The organism is Pectobacterium betavasculorum, assembly GCF_000749845.1.
In the GTDB taxonomy this organism is placed as follows: Bacteria; Pseudomonadota; Gammaproteobacteria; order Enterobacterales; family Enterobacteriaceae; genus Pectobacterium; species Pectobacterium betavasculorum.
The window spans coordinates 82,794-98,660 of the sequence record NZ_JQHM01000004.1 but is presented as its reverse complement, the minus strand read 5'-3'; the positions used below and the strand labels follow the sequence as shown (position 1 = coordinate 98,660).

General features: G+C 51.5%; 16 protein-coding genes. 7 read left to right on the top strand and 9 right to left on the bottom strand.

Annotated elements, in window-relative coordinates:
* Window positions 1–15: 15 nt before the first annotated feature.
* Entirely contained in the window at window positions 16–1,230 is a 1,215-nt protein-coding gene (locus KP22_RS12565; RefSeq protein ID WP_039298400.1) for a pyridoxal phosphate-dependent aminotransferase, read from the top strand.
* 141 nt (window positions 1,231–1,371) lie between these two features.
* Window positions 1,372–1,971, top strand: a complete 600-nt coding sequence (gene yfbR / locus KP22_RS12560; protein WP_039298397.1) for a 5'-deoxynucleotidase — start codon at window positions 1,372–1,374, stop codon at window positions 1,969–1,971.
* Window positions 1,972–2,000: 29 nt separating this feature from the next.
* Here yfbR and KP22_RS12555 read toward each other — a convergent pair whose 3' ends face one another.
* The 4 genes from KP22_RS12555 to yfbV all read right to left on the bottom strand — a co-directional run bounded on the left by KP22_RS12555 (window position 2,001) and on the right by yfbV (window position 5,804).
* Window positions 2,001–3,860 (bottom strand): SLC13 family permease, encoded by a 1,860-nt coding sequence (locus KP22_RS12555; protein ID WP_209428705.1) that lies wholly within the window; start codon window positions 3,858–3,860, stop codon window positions 2,001–2,003.
* Between the two features lie 152 nt (window positions 3,861–4,012).
* Window positions 4,013–4,669, bottom strand: a complete 657-nt coding sequence (locus KP22_RS12550) for a sugar phosphatase (RefSeq protein ID WP_039298394.1) — start codon at window positions 4,667–4,669, stop codon at window positions 4,013–4,015.
* 20 nt (window positions 4,670–4,689) lie between these two features.
* Window positions 4,690–5,184, bottom strand: a complete 495-nt coding sequence (locus tag KP22_RS12545; RefSeq protein ID WP_005969861.1) for a YfbU family protein — start codon at window positions 5,182–5,184, stop codon at window positions 4,690–4,692.
* A 164-nt stretch (window positions 5,185–5,348) separates the two neighbouring features.
* Entirely contained in the window at window positions 5,349–5,804 is a 456-nt protein-coding gene (gene yfbV / locus KP22_RS12540; RefSeq protein WP_039298391.1) for a terminus macrodomain insulation protein YfbV, read from the bottom strand.
* 457 nt (window positions 5,805–6,261) lie between these two features.
* Here yfbV and ackA point away from each other — a divergent pair, with 457 nt between their 5' ends.
* On the top strand, window positions 6,262–7,464 hold the full coding sequence (gene ackA / locus KP22_RS12535) for an acetate kinase (RefSeq protein WP_039298388.1): 1,203 nt from the start codon (window positions 6,262–6,264) through the stop codon (window positions 7,462–7,464).
* Window positions 7,465–7,543: 79 nt separating this feature from the next.
* The gene (pta, locus tag KP22_RS12530) at window positions 7,544–9,682 is read left to right on the top strand and encodes a phosphate acetyltransferase (RefSeq protein WP_039298385.1); all 2,139 of its coding nucleotides are present in this window, start codon (window positions 7,544–7,546) and stop codon (window positions 9,680–9,682) included.
* 106 nt (window positions 9,683–9,788) lie between these two features.
* Here the strand turns inward: pta and yfcD are convergent, their stop codons facing one another.
* On the bottom strand, window positions 9,789–10,454 hold the full coding sequence (gene yfcD / locus KP22_RS12525; protein ID WP_081923353.1) for an NUDIX hydrolase YfcD: 666 nt from the start codon (window positions 10,452–10,454) through the stop codon (window positions 9,789–9,791).
* Between the two features lie 123 nt (window positions 10,455–10,577).
* Window positions 10,578–11,129, bottom strand: a complete 552-nt coding sequence (gene yfcE / locus KP22_RS12520; RefSeq protein WP_039298382.1) for a phosphodiesterase — start codon at window positions 11,127–11,129, stop codon at window positions 10,578–10,580.
* A 263-nt stretch (window positions 11,130–11,392) separates the two neighbouring features.
* Between yfcE and yfcG the strand changes: the two genes are divergently transcribed.
* From yfcG to KP22_RS12505, 3 genes are all read left to right on the top strand, one after another.
* The gene (gene yfcG / locus KP22_RS12515; RefSeq protein ID WP_039298379.1) at window positions 11,393–12,019 is read left to right on the top strand and encodes a GSH-dependent disulfide bond oxidoreductase; all 627 of its coding nucleotides are present in this window, start codon (window positions 11,393–11,395) and stop codon (window positions 12,017–12,019) included.
* Between the two features lie 159 nt (window positions 12,020–12,178).
* On the top strand, window positions 12,179–12,550 hold the full coding sequence (gene folX, locus KP22_RS12510) for a dihydroneopterin triphosphate 2'-epimerase (protein WP_010278945.1): 372 nt from the start codon (window positions 12,179–12,181) through the stop codon (window positions 12,548–12,550).
* A 19-nt stretch (window positions 12,551–12,569) separates the two neighbouring features.
* Entirely contained in the window at window positions 12,570–13,475 is a 906-nt protein-coding gene (locus KP22_RS12505; RefSeq protein WP_039324558.1) for a TIGR01777 family oxidoreductase, read from the top strand.
* Window positions 13,476–13,643: 168 nt separating this feature from the next.
* On the opposite strand, the gene hisP is transcribed toward KP22_RS12505, so the two are convergent.
* Genes hisP through KP22_RS12490 form a run of 3 tightly spaced genes read right to left on the bottom strand, consistent with a single transcriptional unit; the run spans window position 13,644 to window position 15,831 of the window.
* A complete protein-coding gene (hisP, locus tag KP22_RS12500) occupies window positions 13,644–14,417 on the bottom strand; it encodes a histidine ABC transporter ATP-binding protein HisP (RefSeq protein ID WP_039298372.1) in 774 nt (257 codons plus the stop codon).
* Between the two features lie 15 nt (window positions 14,418–14,432).
* A complete protein-coding gene (locus KP22_RS12495) occupies window positions 14,433–15,149 on the bottom strand; it encodes an ABC transporter permease (RefSeq protein WP_039298370.1) in 717 nt (238 codons plus the stop codon).
* Window positions 15,142–15,831, bottom strand: coding sequence for a histidine ABC transporter permease HisQ (locus KP22_RS12490; RefSeq protein ID WP_039298366.1), 690 nt, complete (start codon window positions 15,829–15,831; stop codon window positions 15,142–15,144). The genes KP22_RS12495 and KP22_RS12490 overlap by 8 nt, the downstream gene beginning before the upstream one ends.
* Between the last annotated feature and the right edge of the window lie 36 nt (window positions 15,832–15,867).

The window sequence follows — 15,867 nt, the reverse complement described above, 5'->3', positions numbered from 1 at the left end:
AGGTTCGTACTATTTATGTCTCCGATTGAAAAATCCAAGAAACTGGAGAACGTATGCTATGACATTCGTGGCCCAGTCTTAAAGGAAGCCAAGCGGCTTGAAGAAGAAGGTAATAAAGTTCTTAAACTGAATATTGGCAACCCAGCCCCTTTCGGCTTCGAGGCACCGGACGAAATTCTGGTCGATGTCATCCGTAACCTGCCCACTGCACAGGGCTACTGTGATTCCAAAGGTCTCTATTCCGCCCGTAAAGCCATCGTTCAGCACTATCAGGCGCGCGATATGCGTGATATGACGGTTGAAGACGTCTACATTGGTAACGGTGTTTCTGAACTCATCGTGCAATCCATGCAGGCACTACTCAATCCGGGTGATGAAATGCTGGTTCCCGCGCCGGATTATCCACTCTGGACCGCAGCGGTTTCCCTGTCTAACGGCAATGCCGTTCACTATCTCTGCGATGAGTCCTCCGATTGGTTCCCCGATCTGGATGATATCCGCAAAAAGATCACGTCCAATACTCGCGGTATAGTCATCATCAACCCGAATAATCCGACGGGTGCGGTCTACAGCAAAGAGTTGCTGCTGGATATCGTGGCCATCGCGCGTGAACATAACCTGATCATTTTCGCCGACGAAATTTACGACAAAATTCTTTATGACGATGCGCAGCACCACTCTATTGCTGCGTTAGCGCCGGATCTACTGACCGTCACGTTCAACGGACTTTCCAAGACGTACCGTGTGGCGGGTTTCCGTCAAGGCTGGATGGTCCTGAACGGCCCAAAAAAGCACGCAAAAGGGTACATTGAAGGGCTGGAAATGCTGGCATCCATGCGTTTGTGTGCCAACGTGCCAATGCAACATGCGATTCAGACCGCCTTGGGGGGCTACCAAAGTATCAGCGAATTTATTCAACCCGGTGGACGCCTGTACGAGCAGCGCAATCGCTCCTGGGAATTGATCAATCAGATCCCCGGCGTATCGTGCGTAAAACCACGCGGCGCGCTGTATATGTTCCCGCGCATTGATGCCAAACGCTTTAATATCCACGACGACCAAAAACTGGTGCTGGATCTCCTGTTACAGGAGAAAGTGTTACTGGTTCAGGGAACCGCCTTTAACTGGCCTTACCCGGATCATGTTCGTATCGTCACGTTACCGCGCGTTGATGAGCTGGACATGGCAATTCACAAATTAGGGCGCTTCCTGAGGCATTATCACCAATAACCCCACAATAATCGAGCCTGCCATCGCCGGGTCGTCATGCTCGGCGAAAACCAGACCTTCGTTTGCATAATCTTCGGCAAGTGCTCACAATAGACGCCCACGATATTGATATTTCACCGTGCTGTTGTCTGAGAGATCGCCATGAATCAGAGCCACTTTTTCGCCCACTTATCCCGTCTAAAATTGATCAGTCGCTGGCCGCTGATGCGCAACGTGCGCACAGAAAACGTCTCCGAGCACAGTCTTCAGGTTGCCTTTGTCGCTCACGCACTGGCAGTGATCAAAAACCGCAAATTTGAGGGTAACCTGAACGCTGAACGCATCGCGCTATTGGCGATGTATCATGATGCCAGTGAGGTGCTGACTGGGGACATGCCGACACCTATCAAGTACTACAACGCGCAGATCGCGCACGAGTACAAGAAGATAGAGAAGATTGCACAGCAGAAACTGATCGAGATGCTGCCTGAAGAGTTGCAGCAGGATTATCGGATGCTGCTGGATGACAGCTACACCAGCGAAGAAGAACGCACCATCGTTAAGCAGGCAGACGCACTTTGCGCCTACCTAAAGTGCCTGGAAGAATTATCCGCAGGAAACGCGGAATTCACGCTTGCCAAAGCGCGGTTGGAAAAGACATTACAGCTGCGCCATAGCTCGGAAATGGACTATTTCATTACGGTGTTTGTTCCCAGCTTCAGCCTGTCGCTCGACGAAATCAGTCAAGATTCTCCGTTATAACGAGCATCTGCCATAATGGACTGGAAACATCAGAACGGATACAGCCACGGCACCATCACCACGCTGACAAGCATCACCAGTACGGTAAAGGGGACACCTATGCGCACAAAGTCCCCGAATTTATAGCCGCCCGGCCCCAACACTAATGTATTCACCGGTGACGATACGGGCGTCATAAAGGCGGCAGATGCCGCAACGGCAATGATCATTGCAAAAGGGTAAGGTGACACCCCCATCTGCTTCGCTGCGGCAATCGCAATGGGCGCCATCAACACCGCCGTCGCCGTGTTGGAAATAAACAGGCCAATCACGGCACACAGCACGAATAAGCACACCAGCATCACATGCGGTCCGGCATTTCCGGCAACATCCATTAGCCCTTTAACAATCAGCGCAACACCGCCAGTTTGCTGCAATGCCAGCGCAAACGGCATCATCCCGACGATAAGAATAATGCTCGGCCAGTGAATCGCTCGATAGGCACTTTCCATGTCAATACAGCGGAATTTACCCATCAGCAAACAGGCGATCAGCGCGGCAACTGCATTCGGTATTTCGTCCGTCAGCATCATCGCTACCATCAGCGCCAGGCAAAATAGCGCGTGTGGAGCCTGGCTCACCGCGGGGGCAACGTCATCCACTTCGGCAGGAAGATTAAGCAATAGGAAGTCATTTTTCTGCGTGTGCAACTGCCGGATCATACGCCAGTCGCCCATCACCAACAGAATATCACCGAGTTGGAGCGGCTCATCGGCGAGGATCCCCTCCATCGCTTCGCCTGCGCGGCGGATCCCGACGACGCTCAGACCATAACGACTACGAAAGCCGACGTCGTAAAGCGTTTTCCCTAAGAGCTCGGAATCGGGTATGAGGGAAACTTCTGCCATTCCCACATCACGCGCCTGTTCAGAGAAATACTCACCGCGCAGTACCATCGGTTCAAGCCGCTGCGCGGTGCAAAATTCTCGTAAATCCACCTCAGATGCCGACATATCGATCAGCAAGACATCATTCAAACGGAGTTCGGTATTGCCAGCCACGCTGATCATCACGCGACGAAACTTACGCCAGCGCTCAATCCCGACCACATTCGCTCCAAAACGTTGGCGCAGACGTAGATCATCCAGACGGTGGCCGATAAAGGGCGATCCGGGACGAATAGCCAATCGGCGTGCCCTGCCCGTCAATTGATAATCACGAATCAGATCGCGAAATGTTCTTCTCTTCCACATTTCTTTTGCTGTTGCCGTCTCAGCATCGCCAAGCCAGTAACGCGCAACCATCATATAGGCCACGCCCAACAGCAACACCACCATCCCTATCGGCGTCACGCTGAAGAACCCAAAACCCGCGATGCCCTCACGCATCAGTTCGCTACTCACCACCATATTAGGCGGTGTCGCCACCAGCGTCATCATGCCGCTAATCAACCCAGCAAAACTCAGCGGCATCATCAGCCTTCCGGGGGAAATTTTCATCCGCGCGGAAACACTCAATACCACAGGAATAAAAATCGCGACAACACCAGTGGAACTCATGAAAGCACCCAGTAGCGCAACGGTGACCATCAACAAGATCAGCATCTTTATCTCACTGCTGCCCGCAACGCGAACCAGCCAATCACCGACCTGATAAGCAACACCGGTACGAACCAGCCCTTCACCAATCACAAACAGGGCCGCAATCAATATCACATTAGGATCGCTGAACCCTATCAGCGCTTCAGATAGCGTCAGCGTACCGCTCAGTACAAACGCGATAATGACCAATAGCGCTACGACATCCATGCGTAGTTTATTAGTGGTAAACAACACAATGGCGATCAGCAACAGGGATAAAACCCAGAGAAGTTCGCTATTCAAAACGGTTCCCCTGACGGAAAAATACATGTTGAAAGGTGTGGGTTTCAGCATGCCATAAAAAGGGAAGCCAACGCCCATTCAGCGTGAAGTATGACAGGTATAGTCTGCCATAAAAAAACCTCGCGGATGCGAGGTTTGATCATATTTAGTCACAGTTTTATCATTATGTTATAGACAACCTACTGACGTAAAAGCACCTTAGCGCCGCTTGGTAATTTTTCTATTTCTATCAGCTCCAGCGAATCAAGAATCAGATCAACTTCATCTAACTTCGGCGTATCTGTGGGCGCTTTCACCGCGATGACCTTGCAGCCAGCCGCCAAACCGGATAGCACGCCCGCTGGTGCATCCTCAACGACCACACACTCTTCTGGCTTCAGCCCTAGTTGCTGTGCACCAAGTAAATAGGCATCAGGGTTCGGCTTGCCTTTAGCAACCAGCTCCGCCGTAATAAAGGCACGAGGAGCGGGCAGTTCTCCACGTTGGTGACGTGCGCTGGCAATCGGCACCGTGCCAGATGTCACAATCGCCCAGGGAATATCCAGCGCATCTAAACGTTCCAACAGCGCCTTCGCGCCCGGCATGGCAACAATACCTTGCGTATCAGACGCTTCTGTTTTCTCCAGTGCATCGAACTCTTGTTGAATCGTTTCCTCGCTCTGCCCCTGAAGAAAGTGACGTAAGGACGTGATTGCCTGCTTACCATGAATAAAATCGAGCACGTCCTGTGGTTCAATATCGTGATCTTTTGCCCAGTTACTCCACGCACGTTCTACAGCAGGCAGTGAATCAACCAGCGTACCATCGAGGTCGAACAGAAAACCTTTACACTCCACAGAAGGCCCCTTTTTATTAATCAGGCGTTGATGATCTGTGCGATCTCAACCGCACTCAAGTGATACTGGCGCGGGCAGGACTGCCAGACAGCCAGCATTCTATTGTATTTTTCCCACATTTTAGTCTGCGCGTTAAAACCATGCGTGCCCGCATCAAAGTGAGGATAACGACCTTCAACATGTACCATAAAACGTACAAAGCCAAGGTAGCGCGCTTCCGTTGCGGCATCAAAGCCCAGGAAGGTCAGACGACGCTCATCCAGATCCTGCTTATCTTTCAGATTGGTCCACGACACCTGCAAAGCATGATGCATTTCCATAACGTTAATAATGGTGCGGCAAACTTCTTCAGTCAGCTCACCAAACTCACGGTCCAGTTCGCGCATCTGTAAACCGTAACCACGCTCGATGATCGTTTGTAGCCGACGATAGCGCTCAGCGTTATCTGGATCGAGCATCGTCATCATTTTGTATTGGTTTGAAAGGATCAATCTCTGGGCATTCGTCATTTCCATGTTTCTCTCCTGAACCCTCTTTGTATAAGCCAATGTCGCTAAATAGGTATTAACCGCAGAATCGCATACTGAATCGTGTCACGATAGCGTTAGCCACAGCTTCTTTGATTTGAAATAGGGGAAAGAACAAAATAGCCATTAACCCGCACACAGCCTGACGCCGATCACAAATCATCAAGGAAGGTTTTATCGAGCTGGTTAAATGCACGTTTCAGCACATCTGCCAAGGTTTGGTAAGTCGGCGCTTCTTCCAAAGGAGCTAATGCCTGGCCTGACTCCAATAACTTATGGCGAATTTCATGGAACCACTGCGCTAGGGTCGGCGGCAGAGGAGTAACAGAACGGCGACCGAGCCACCAGAGCCCCTGCAACGGCAGGCTACAGGCAAAAAGCGCGGTAGCAATGGCCGGGCCAAGCTGGCCACCGAGCGCAATCTGCCACGTTAATGTGAACACCGCCAGCGGCGGCATGATGCGAATACCAAACCGCGTTGCTCGCGCTACGCGGTTTTCAGGAAATACGGGTGCCAGTTGCTTTTCTGCTGGCCACGTCTTCATGTAATGCTGCCCACGTTGGAGTAACTGTAGCCAACTTATTCTACTGCCTGGTTTCGTTGCCATAGTCACACCTCAACTTTACAGATAAAAAATAAACTTTTTTCACGAATCAACAACTCAAGTTGATAGGGTTAAAATATATTTTGTGTTTACTCTACGCTATCGGTATCCTAAGCCGGCCTTTTGGCCGCTGTATACCTAAAGTAGTATGACTACACGCAAGGAGTATAATTCCCTTCGCGATATAAGCGCAGCCAACGGCCATAACGCGGTTATCCATCGCTTTAAAGCTGCGGTTTACATTAGGTCGCTGTCACGTTGTTGTAGAGACTAGTTGTAACGATAATTGTTGTAACGATTATCCGATATAACATACGTCATAGTATCGACCCTATTTCACCATTGTGTCTGGTGTATCACACCAAGGTATGATGTTAATCATAAATGCCATCGGTGGCATTCGGTATGCTATGCCCTGTATGACATTTTTTTTAACCATGTATAACAAGTAGGTACTTCCATGTCGAGTAAGTTAGTACTGGTTCTTAACTGCGGTAGTTCATCCCTGAAATTCGCGATCATCGATGCGATTAACGGAGAAGAGTACCTGTCTGGTTTAGCCGAATGTTTCAACCTGCCTGAAGCCCGCATCAAATGGAAAATGGACGGCGGTAAACACGACGCCGAACTGGGTGCCGGTGCAGCTCACAGCGAAGCGCTGAACTTCATCGTTAATACCATTCTGTCTCAGAAGCCAGAGCTGTCTGCTCAGTTGGTTGCTATCGGTCACCGTATCGTTCACGGCGGTGAGAAGTTCACCCAATCCGCGATCATCACTGATGATGTTCTTCAGGGTATCAAAGATTCCGTACCTTTTGCACCCTTGCACAACCCGGCGCACCTGATCGGTATCGACGAAGCACTGAAATCTTTCCCGCACCTGGCTGATAAAAACGTGGCTGTTTTCGACACTGCATTCCACCAGACTATGCCGGAAGAATCCTACCTTTATGCACTGCCGTACAAACTGTATAAAGAAAACCACATCCGTCGCTACGGCTTCCACGGCACCAGCCACTACTTTGTTTCTCGTGAAGCCGCCAAAGTGCTGAACAAGCCAGTAGAAGAGCTGAACGTTATCACTTGCCATCTGGGCAACGGTGGTTCTGTTACTGCAATCCGTAACGGCGAATGCGTTGATACCTCTATGGGTCTGACGCCTCTGGAAGGTCTGGTGATGGGTACGCGCTGCGGCGATATCGACCCAGCTGTGATTTTCCACCTGCACGACGCACTGGGCATGGACATTGACCGCATCAACACCCTGATGACCAAAGAATCTGGTCTGCTGGGTCTGACTGAAGTGACCAGCGACTGCCGCTACGTTGAAGATAACTACGAGACGAAAGCAGATGCTAAACGTGCAATGGACGTTTACTGCCACCGTCTGGCTAAATACATCGGTTCTTACGCTGCACTGATGGAAGGCCGTCTGGATGCCGTCATTTTCACCGGTGGTATCGGTGAAAACGCCGCAATGGTTCGTGAACTGTCGCTGAAAAAACTGGGCCTGCTAGGCTTTGACATCGATCACGAACGTAACCTGGCCGCACGTTTCGGTAAAGGTGGCAACATCGCTAAAGATGGCACCCGTGCGGCGCTGGTTATCCCGACCAATGAAGAATTGGTCATCGCCGAAGACGCTTACCGTCTGACCGCGTAAAACACGTAACGCCCAACACCGTCAGCCAAGGCTGACGGTGTTGTTTTTGACTAACGAGCAACCGTAAAGAGGTTCGGCCGTGTCCCGTATAATCATGTTGATCCCAACTGGCACCAGCGTTGGTCTGACGAGCGTTAGCCTGGGTGTCATCCGCTCCATGGAACAGAAAGGCGTTCGCCTGAGCGTATTTAAACCTATCGCCCAGCCGCGCAGTGGCGACAATACGCCAGATCAAACCACCACCATTATTCGTGCTAATTCCGCCATCAACGCCGCTGAGCCGCTGGCGATGAACCGCGTTGAAGCGCTGCTGAGCTCCAACCAGCAAGACGTACTGATGGAAGAAATCATCGCGCGCTACCACGAAAATACCAAAGATGCTGAAGTTGTTCTGGTTGAAGGTCTGGTTCCGACGCGTAAGCACCAGTTTGCTAACGCACTGAACTACGAAATAGCCAAAACGTTGAACGCAGAAATCGTCTTCGTACTGGCGCTGGGTAACGATTCCCCAGCACAGTTGAAAGACCGCATCGAACTGGCACGTTCCAGCTTCGGCGGTAGCAAAAACAAAAACATCACTGGCGTGATCATCAACAAACTGAATGCACCAGTAGACGACCAGGGCCGTACTCGCCCTGATCTGTCTGAAATTTTTGATGACTCCACGAAAGCCAGCGTTGCCAACATCGATCCTAAGCAGCTGTTCGCTAACAGCCCGCTGCCGGTTCTAGGCTGCATTCCATGGAGCTTCGACCTGATTGCTACCCGTGCCGTCGATATGGCGAAGCACCTGAATGCCCGCATAATCAATGAAGGTGATATTCAGACGCGTCGCGTTAAATCTGTGACTTTCTGCGCACGCAGCATTCCTCATATGCTGGAGCATTTCCGTCCGGGTTCACTGCTGGTAACCTCCGCTGACCGTCCCGATGTTCTGGTTGCCGCCTGTTTGGCTGCGATGAACGGCGTGGAAATCGGTGCCCTGCTGCTGACTGGCGGCTACGAAATGGATCCGAGCATTGCCAAACTGTGCGAACGCGCCTTCCAGACTGGCCTGCCTGTATTTATGGTTGACACCAACACCTGGCAGACTTCGCTCAGCTTGCAAAGCTTCAATCTTGAAGTGCCGGCTGATGACCGTCAGCGTGTCGAGAAAGTGCAGGAATATGTCGCACGCCACATCGACACCCAGTGGATTGATTCACTGAGCGCTGAGTCTGAGCGTTCACGTCGTCTGTCTCCGCCAGCATTCCGCTACCAGTTGACCGAACTGGCGCGCAAAGCGGGCAAACGTATCGTGCTGCCAGAAGGTGATGAACCACGTACTGTTAAAGCAGCATCAATCTGTGCTGAGCGCGGTATTGCGCACTGTGTGCTGATCGGTAACCCGGAAGAGATTCAACGCGTTGCTGCCGCTCAGGGCGTAGAACTGGGCAAAGGTATCGAAATCGTCGACCCGGTTGCCGTACGTGAGCGCTATGTTGCACGTCTGGTTGAACTGCGTAAGAGCAAGGGCATGACCGAAGTGGTTGCGCGCGAACAGCTCGAAGACAACGTGGTTCTGGGTACGCTGATGCTGGAACAAGGTGAAGTTGACGGTCTGGTTTCTGGTGCCGTTCATACCACCGCTAACACCATCCGTCCGCCGCTACAGTTGATCAAGACCGCTCCGGGCAGCTCGCTGGTGTCTTCTGTGTTCTTCATGCTGCTGCCTGAGCAGGTTCTGGTTTACGGCGACTGCGCCATCAACCCAGATCCGACCGCAGAGCAACTGGCTGAAATCGCTATCCAGTCTGCTGACTCCGCTACCGCATTCGGTATCGACCCGCGTGTTGCCATGATCTCCTACTCTACCGGTAACTCCGGTGCAGGTAGCGATGTTGAGAAAGTGCGTGAAGCTACCCGTCTGGCGCAGGAAAAACGTCCTGACCTGATTATCGATGGTCCTCTGCAATACGACGCCGCTATCATGGCAGACGTTGCACAGTCCAAGGCACCAAATTCGCCAGTGGCGGGTAAAGCCACCGTGTTCATTTTCCCTGACCTGAACACCGGCAACACCACGTACAAAGCGGTACAGCGTTCTGCCGACCTGATCTCCATCGGGCCAATGCTGCAAGGCATGCGCAAACCGGTTAACGACCTGTCTCGTGGCGCATTGGTAGACGATATCGTTTACACCGTTGCCCTGACCGCCATTCAGGCTACACAGCTCTAATCTATTCAAAGAGCGTTGATGCCAGCCTTAGGGCTGGCATTTTTATTTGGGACAGAGAAAGAAATAACGCCTCGGTAAGCAAAAGCAGCGGCGAAGCGAGAGGTGATTACTTCTGAGAATCGGCTTCCGATGACTTAACGTTGCTGTCGTTTTCTTCAGGAACATTTTCATCATGAATACTTTCATCATAAACAACAGGCATCACAGAGGCTTCTACTGCCTCGCTCAGCTTACGTGGAATCGGCTTACCATATTCCTGATCGCTATAGCGCGTCAGCCACAGCGACAGGGCTTTCAGTGAATCCGGTGTAAACTCATCGCAGCGTGCGGTGATTTCTTGCGGCGTCAGCCAACTGACCTCATCAACTTCTTCTTCCTGTAGCGCGAACGGCCCGTGGGTGACGCAGCTAAATAACCCGCCCCACACTCGGCAATTTTCGCCTTCGTAATAGAACAAGCCGTGTTCAGCGAACGGCACGCCAGCAATACCAAGCTCCTCTTCAGCCTCACGACGCGCAGATTCCAGCATCTGTTCGCCGCTTTGCACCACGCCGCCTGCCGTTGCATCCAGCCAACCTGGGTAGAAATCTTTGCTGTTCGTCCGACGCTGCACCAGAATTTTACCCATGCCATCATGCACAACAATGTAAGTGGCGCGATGACGAAGACTCTGAGCACGCATCTGCTGACGACTTGACTGAGCAATTACCTCGTTGTTTTCATTGACGATATCAACCCACTCTGTGCCTGCTGCCTGACTTTGTTCCGCCATCCTCTGAAACCCTTTAGTATTGGCACGTTGCTACGCGCGTCTGTTTTAAATGATCGATCTTTGCTGCGAATATTCCCTGCTACCTTGCCATTATTCAAGGTCAAAAACAGGTTTTTTGCTAAATTAGTGCCTAATCACAACCTGTGCAATAGGCTCAGCGCCATATAGCGGCAGAACCTGCAACTCGCCTTGTTCAAGTAAACCGTAGCTCGCGGGGTATCCCCCTTTAGGTAAGCTCACTGAGCCGGGATTAAAAAAATAATATTCACCGCTCTGCTCAGCAACTGGTATATGGGTATGACCATATACCAGCACATCACCCGCGTGTAACGGCGGTAGATTCTCTGGATGATGAAGATGGCCGTGCGTCAGGAAAAGGCGATTCTGTGGCAATAGCACATGTTGCCACGGCGCCGTTATAGGAAAGGTCAAAAGCATCTGATCAACCTCGCTGTCGCAGTTCCCCCGCACGGCAATGATACGTGATGCATAAGCGTTCAATCTGGCAGCCACTTCCACGGGCTGGTATTTTTCCGGCAGCGGGTTGCGCGGGCCATGGTTGAGAAAATCGCCCAGTAAAATAAGCCAGTCAGCGTGACTTTGCTCAAAGATCGCCAGCACGCGCTCCGTCGCACTAAGAGAACCGTGTATATCGGACGCAAACATCAATTTCATCGCTCATCCCCGCAACGTTTATATCAACCATGTTGTATCCACAACATTCTCATCCGTCATTGGACGTAGTCTATCAAAGTTGGCCGGATGCTTCCGGTAAAGATCGTGCAACGAGATGCGCCATCGCTTATTTTTCACCCGCAGAAGTGGTAGGGTAAGAGCCGTTCCTCAATACGCTATTCTGACAGCACATCGCTCTCTGAGGCGATCCACTGCCATACAGTTCCATGATGCTTTTCTGAATTAAAATGGAGACTTGATTCATGATTGACCTGTATTACGCACCAACCCCTAACGGGCACAAAATCACCCTGTTTCTGGAAGAAGCTAGCCTCCCCTATCAACTCCACCGCGTAAACATCAGTAAAGGTGAGCAGTTCAAGCCGGAGTTTTTGGCTATCTCGCCTAATAATAAAATTCCCGCAATCGTTGACACGCAGCCCGCGGAAGGTGACACGCCAATTAGCCTGTTTGAGTCCGGCGCGATCCTGCTCTATCTGGCGGAAAAACACGGCGTACTCTTAAGTTCGTCGCTACGCGAGCGTACAGCCACGCTGCAATGGCTTTTCTGGCAGGTTGCTGATTTCGGATCGATGCTGGGGCAGAATCATCATTTTAACCACTACGCGCCTCAGCCAGTGCCTTACGCCATTGAACGCTATCAGCAGGAGACGCAGCGCCTGTATCGCGTGCTGGATAAACATCTGCAAGACAGCCCTTGGCTAGCGGGAGAAAATTACAGCATCGCCGATATCGCGACCTACCCGTGGGTGGTTTCTTATGCTCGCCAGCGCGTCGACCTTGATGACTACCCAGCGGTGAAGGCATGGTATACGCGTATCAGTGAGCGTCCGGCAACGCAACGGGCTTACCAGCTCGCCGAGCAATAAAATTCTGGCATCATCTCATTCGGCCTTTGGGTATCTTCTGCTATGGTAATCAACATATCGTTGTTAATGATACTGTTACCAACGAGCAGCTTATCTGTTAACGATACCCCCTGACGCTGCGGTTTAGTCGCAGTAACAGAAGCCACCGAGGGCCGAGCAATGCCACATCACTATTCTGACGCCATTATTCGTATAAAAAATCTGCGGCTGCGCACCTTCATCGGTATCAAAGATGAGGAAATCACGAATAAGCAGGATGTGATCATCAACGTTGTGATTCACTACCCAGCAGAACAGGCGCGCAACAGCGAGAATATCGCCGATGCGTTGAACTACCGCACCATCACCAAAAGCATTATTCGCCACGTGGAAGATAACCGCTTCGCTTTGCTGGAAAAATTAACGCAGGATGTGCTCAACATCGCCAGCGATCACGAATGGATCACCTATGCTGAAGTAGAAGTCGATAAACCGTTTGCCCTGCGATACGCCGATTCGGTTTCTATGACCCTGCGTTATCACAAGGCATAAAGATAGGGAGAGGGGTGCGATGCAACTACTCATTACAGGCGGAACCGGCCTTATTGGCCGCCAGCTTATCCAACGATTACAACTGCTTTCCCATCACGTCACGGTACTGACACGCGATCCGGAGCGCGCTCGAGGTGTTCTCGGCAATCAAGTGGAATATTGGTCCACATTGAGTAATATCACCTCACTGAACGGCTTTGACGGCGTCATCAATCTGGCGGGTGAACCTATCGCCGACAAGCGGTGGACGCCACAGCAAAAGCAGCGTCTGGCAAAGAGCCGCTGGAATATCACCGAACAGCTTGCAACGCTGATTAAAGCCAGCAGCGAGCCGCCAGCCGTTTTTATCTCAGGTTCCGCTGTCGGATACTATGGCGATCAAGGCGAAGCACTGATCACCGAAGATGAATCCCCTGTCGATGAATTCACACACCACCTGTGCGCCCGTTGGGAAGCGCTGGCGCGGTCTGCCGAAAGTGATAAAACTCGTGTCTGCCTGCTGCGTACCGGTATTGTTCTTTCGGCACAGGGTGGCGCACTGGCAAAAATGCTGCCGATTTTCCGCCTCGGGCTCGGTGGCCCAATGGGTTCCGGCAAGCAATATATGCCGTGGATTCATATCGATGACATGGTTAACGGCATTATCTATCTGCTGGACCAGCCAATATTGAGCGGCCCTTTCAATATGGTTGCGCCCTACCCGGTTCATAATGAGCAATTTTCCGCCATGCTGGCACACGTATTGGATCGCACCGGCTTTCTACGAGCGCCCGCTTTCGCGATCAAACTACTGATGGGAGAAGCCTCGACGCTAGTGCTAGGTGGACAGCGCGCCATCCCACAGAGATTAGAGGCCGCAGGCTTTGGTTTCCGTTTCTTTGAGCTGGAAGAAGCCCTGCAAGACGTCATCAAGAAACCGGGCTGACCCAGTGCTGAGAGCGGTGATAATGGATAGATCGTAAAGACGCTGCAAGTACGTCCCTGTAAGCTCGAGCCGCGCCATCCTTGGCGCGGACGCTTTACTCTTCTATTCCATTATCACCGTTTTATTTGAGAGAAACGTCTGAGGCTGATAATCATCAGCCCCCAAAACCTACTTCAACGCGCCTGACAGAAATTGCTGCAAACGCGCACTTTTCGGACTACCGAAAAGCTGATCCGGCGGCCCTTCTTCTTCGATCACCCCCTGATGCAGAAAGATAACGTGGCTGGAAACATGGCGGGCAAACTCCATCTCATGCGTTACCACCACCATCGTTTTCCCTTCCTCCGCAAGCTGCTGCATGATGCGCAACACCTCACCGACCAGTTCAGGATCGAGCGCCGACGTCGGCTCATCAAATAGCAGTACTTCTGGTTCCATCGCCAACGCACGCGCAATAGATACGCGCTGCTGCTGACCACCGGAAAGATCCGACGGGTATTTCTGTTGGGCAGATTCCGTGATCCCGACCTTGTTCAGATAGAACACCGCCCTATCACGCGCTTCAGCTTTACTGAGCCCTAACACCTGAATCGGCGCTTCCATCACATTCTCCAGCGCGGTCATGAAGCTCCACAGGTTAAAGTGCTGAAATACCATCGTCAGACGCGTCCGCAGCATCTGAAGCTGCTTTTTATCAAATACCTTCAACTGCCCGTCAGTGTCACGCACCATACGGATTTCCTGATCGCTGACATAAATCGCCCCTTCGCAGGGTTTTTCCAGAAAATTAATGCACCGTAATAAGGTACTTTTCCCAGAACCAGACGACCCGATAATCGAAATAACATCACCCGCTTTCGCCTGCAATGAGATCCCTTTGAGTACCTCATGCTGGCCATAGCGTTTACGCAGTTCCGTCACCATCAGTTTGTTATTCGACATGCTTTTGTCCTGCGTTTAATGAGATGAACGGGTATAAAGATGACGTAACCAGTGCCGTTCCGCCTTCCTGAACAGCCCAATTAACACAAATGAGATCGCCAGATAGATGACAGCAGCAATCCCAAACGCATAAAACGGCTGGTAGGTTGCTGCATTAATATCACGGGCGATTTTCAGAATATCCGGCACCGTCACGGTAAAGGCCAGCGCCGTTGAATGTAGCATCAGAATCACTTCGTTACTGTAGGCTGGCAGTGCAATACGCAACGCGCCGGGCAAAATAATGCAGCGATACTGCTTAAAACGGGAAAAGCCGTAGGCTCTGGCCGCTTCAATTTCCCCATGGGGTACTGAGCGGATTGCTCCCGCGAAAATTTCTGTGGTGTATGCACAAGTATTGAGCGCCAGCGCTAAAATGGCGCAGTTCAGCCCGCTGCGAAAAAATGCGTTTAACAGATCGGTGCCGCGTACAATTTCCAGGCTATATACGCCAGAATAGAACACCAGAAGCTGAACGTAGAGCGGCGTACCGCGGAAAATATAGGTAAATAGCCAAACTGGAAGGCTGAACCGACGTCGCGGCGACACGCGAGCAATCGCCAGCGGTAGCGCCATCAGCCCGCCAATGACCACCGAGGAAATAAGCAGCCAAAGCGTCATCGCCAGCCCAGTCAGGCGGTAACCATCGCTCCACAGTAGCGGTTGCCAATATTGTTGCAGGATCTCACTCATAGTTTACTTTTTTGACTCCCTGCGAATAGTGCCTTTCCAACCACCACAACACGCCGTTAGAAACGGTGGTAAAAATCAGGTACATCGCCCCGGCAACCAGCGCGAAATAAAACGGTTCGTGGGCACCCTTGCCGGCCAACTGCGTCGCCTTAATCACATCATTCAGGCCAAGCAATGACACCAACGCTGTCGCTTTCAGAATCACCTGCCAGTTATTACCAATGCCTGGTAACGCGAAGCGCATCATGGAAGGAAACAAAATACGACGGAACACCTTCATGGGAGAGAAACCGAATGCGACAGCCGCTTCGATTTGTCCACGCGGTACGGCGAGATACGCGCCACGAAAAGTTTCCGTGAAATACGCGCCGTAAATAAAGCCCAGCGTAATAACCCCTGCCGTCAAAGGATCGATATCAATCTGCTCCAGACCGATCGATTCCGTCACGCCATTTAAGACAATTTGCAGGCCATAGAAAATCAGCAGCATCAACACCAAATCGGGAATGCCGCGAATCAACGTGGTATAGCAAGAAAAGCACCCTGCCAGCAGGCGATTAGAAGATAGCTTCGCCGATGCGCCAATCAGGCCGATAGTCAACGCCAAAAGTAGCGAACTGACCGCCAACTCCAGCGTCATGATGGCACCATCCAGAATCAGCTGGGAATAGCCATAGAGCATCGATTATATCCGTTGAAATAGCGGTTAATGGCACGG

Excerpts from the sequence above, each read along its gene's own strand:
- KP22_RS12565 (WP_039298400.1), top strand. The coding sequence starts at position 16 with ATGTCTCCGATTGAAAAATCCAAGAAACTGGAGAACGTATGCTATGAC.
- yfbR (WP_039298397.1), top strand. The coding sequence starts at position 1,372 with ATGAATCAGAGCCACTTTTTCGCCCACTTATCCCGTCTAAAATTGATC.
- KP22_RS12555 (WP_209428705.1), bottom strand. The coding sequence starts at position 3,860 with ATGTATTTTTCCGTCAGGGGAACCGTTTTGAATAGCGAACTTCTCTGG.
- KP22_RS12545 (WP_005969861.1), bottom strand. The coding sequence starts at position 5,184 with ATGGAAATGACGAATGCCCAGAGATTGATCCTTTCAAACCAATACAAA.
- yfbV (WP_039298391.1), bottom strand. The coding sequence starts at position 5,804 with ATGGCAACGAAACCAGGCAGTAGAATAAGTTGGCTACAGTTACTCCAA.
- ackA (WP_039298388.1), top strand. The coding sequence starts at position 6,262 with ATGTCGAGTAAGTTAGTACTGGTTCTTAACTGCGGTAGTTCATCCCTG.
- yfcD (WP_081923353.1), bottom strand. The coding sequence starts at position 10,454 with ATGGCGGAACAAAGTCAGGCAGCAGGCACAGAGTGGGTTGATATCGTC.
- yfcE (WP_039298382.1), bottom strand. The coding sequence starts at position 11,129 with ATGAAATTGATGTTTGCGTCCGATATACACGGTTCTCTTAGTGCGACG.
- yfcG (WP_039298379.1), top strand. The coding sequence starts at position 11,393 with ATGATTGACCTGTATTACGCACCAACCCCTAACGGGCACAAAATCACC.
- folX (WP_010278945.1), top strand. The coding sequence starts at position 12,179 with ATGCCACATCACTATTCTGACGCCATTATTCGTATAAAAAATCTGCGG.
- KP22_RS12505 (WP_039324558.1), top strand. The coding sequence starts at position 12,570 with ATGCAACTACTCATTACAGGCGGAACCGGCCTTATTGGCCGCCAGCTT.
- hisP (WP_039298372.1), bottom strand. The coding sequence starts at position 14,417 with ATGTCGAATAACAAACTGATGGTGACGGAACTGCGTAAACGCTATGGC.
- KP22_RS12495 (WP_039298370.1), bottom strand. The coding sequence starts at position 15,149 with ATGAGTGAGATCCTGCAACAATATTGGCAACCGCTACTGTGGAGCGAT.
- KP22_RS12490 (WP_039298366.1), bottom strand. The coding sequence starts at position 15,831 with ATGCTCTATGGCTATTCCCAGCTGATTCTGGATGGTGCCATCATGACG.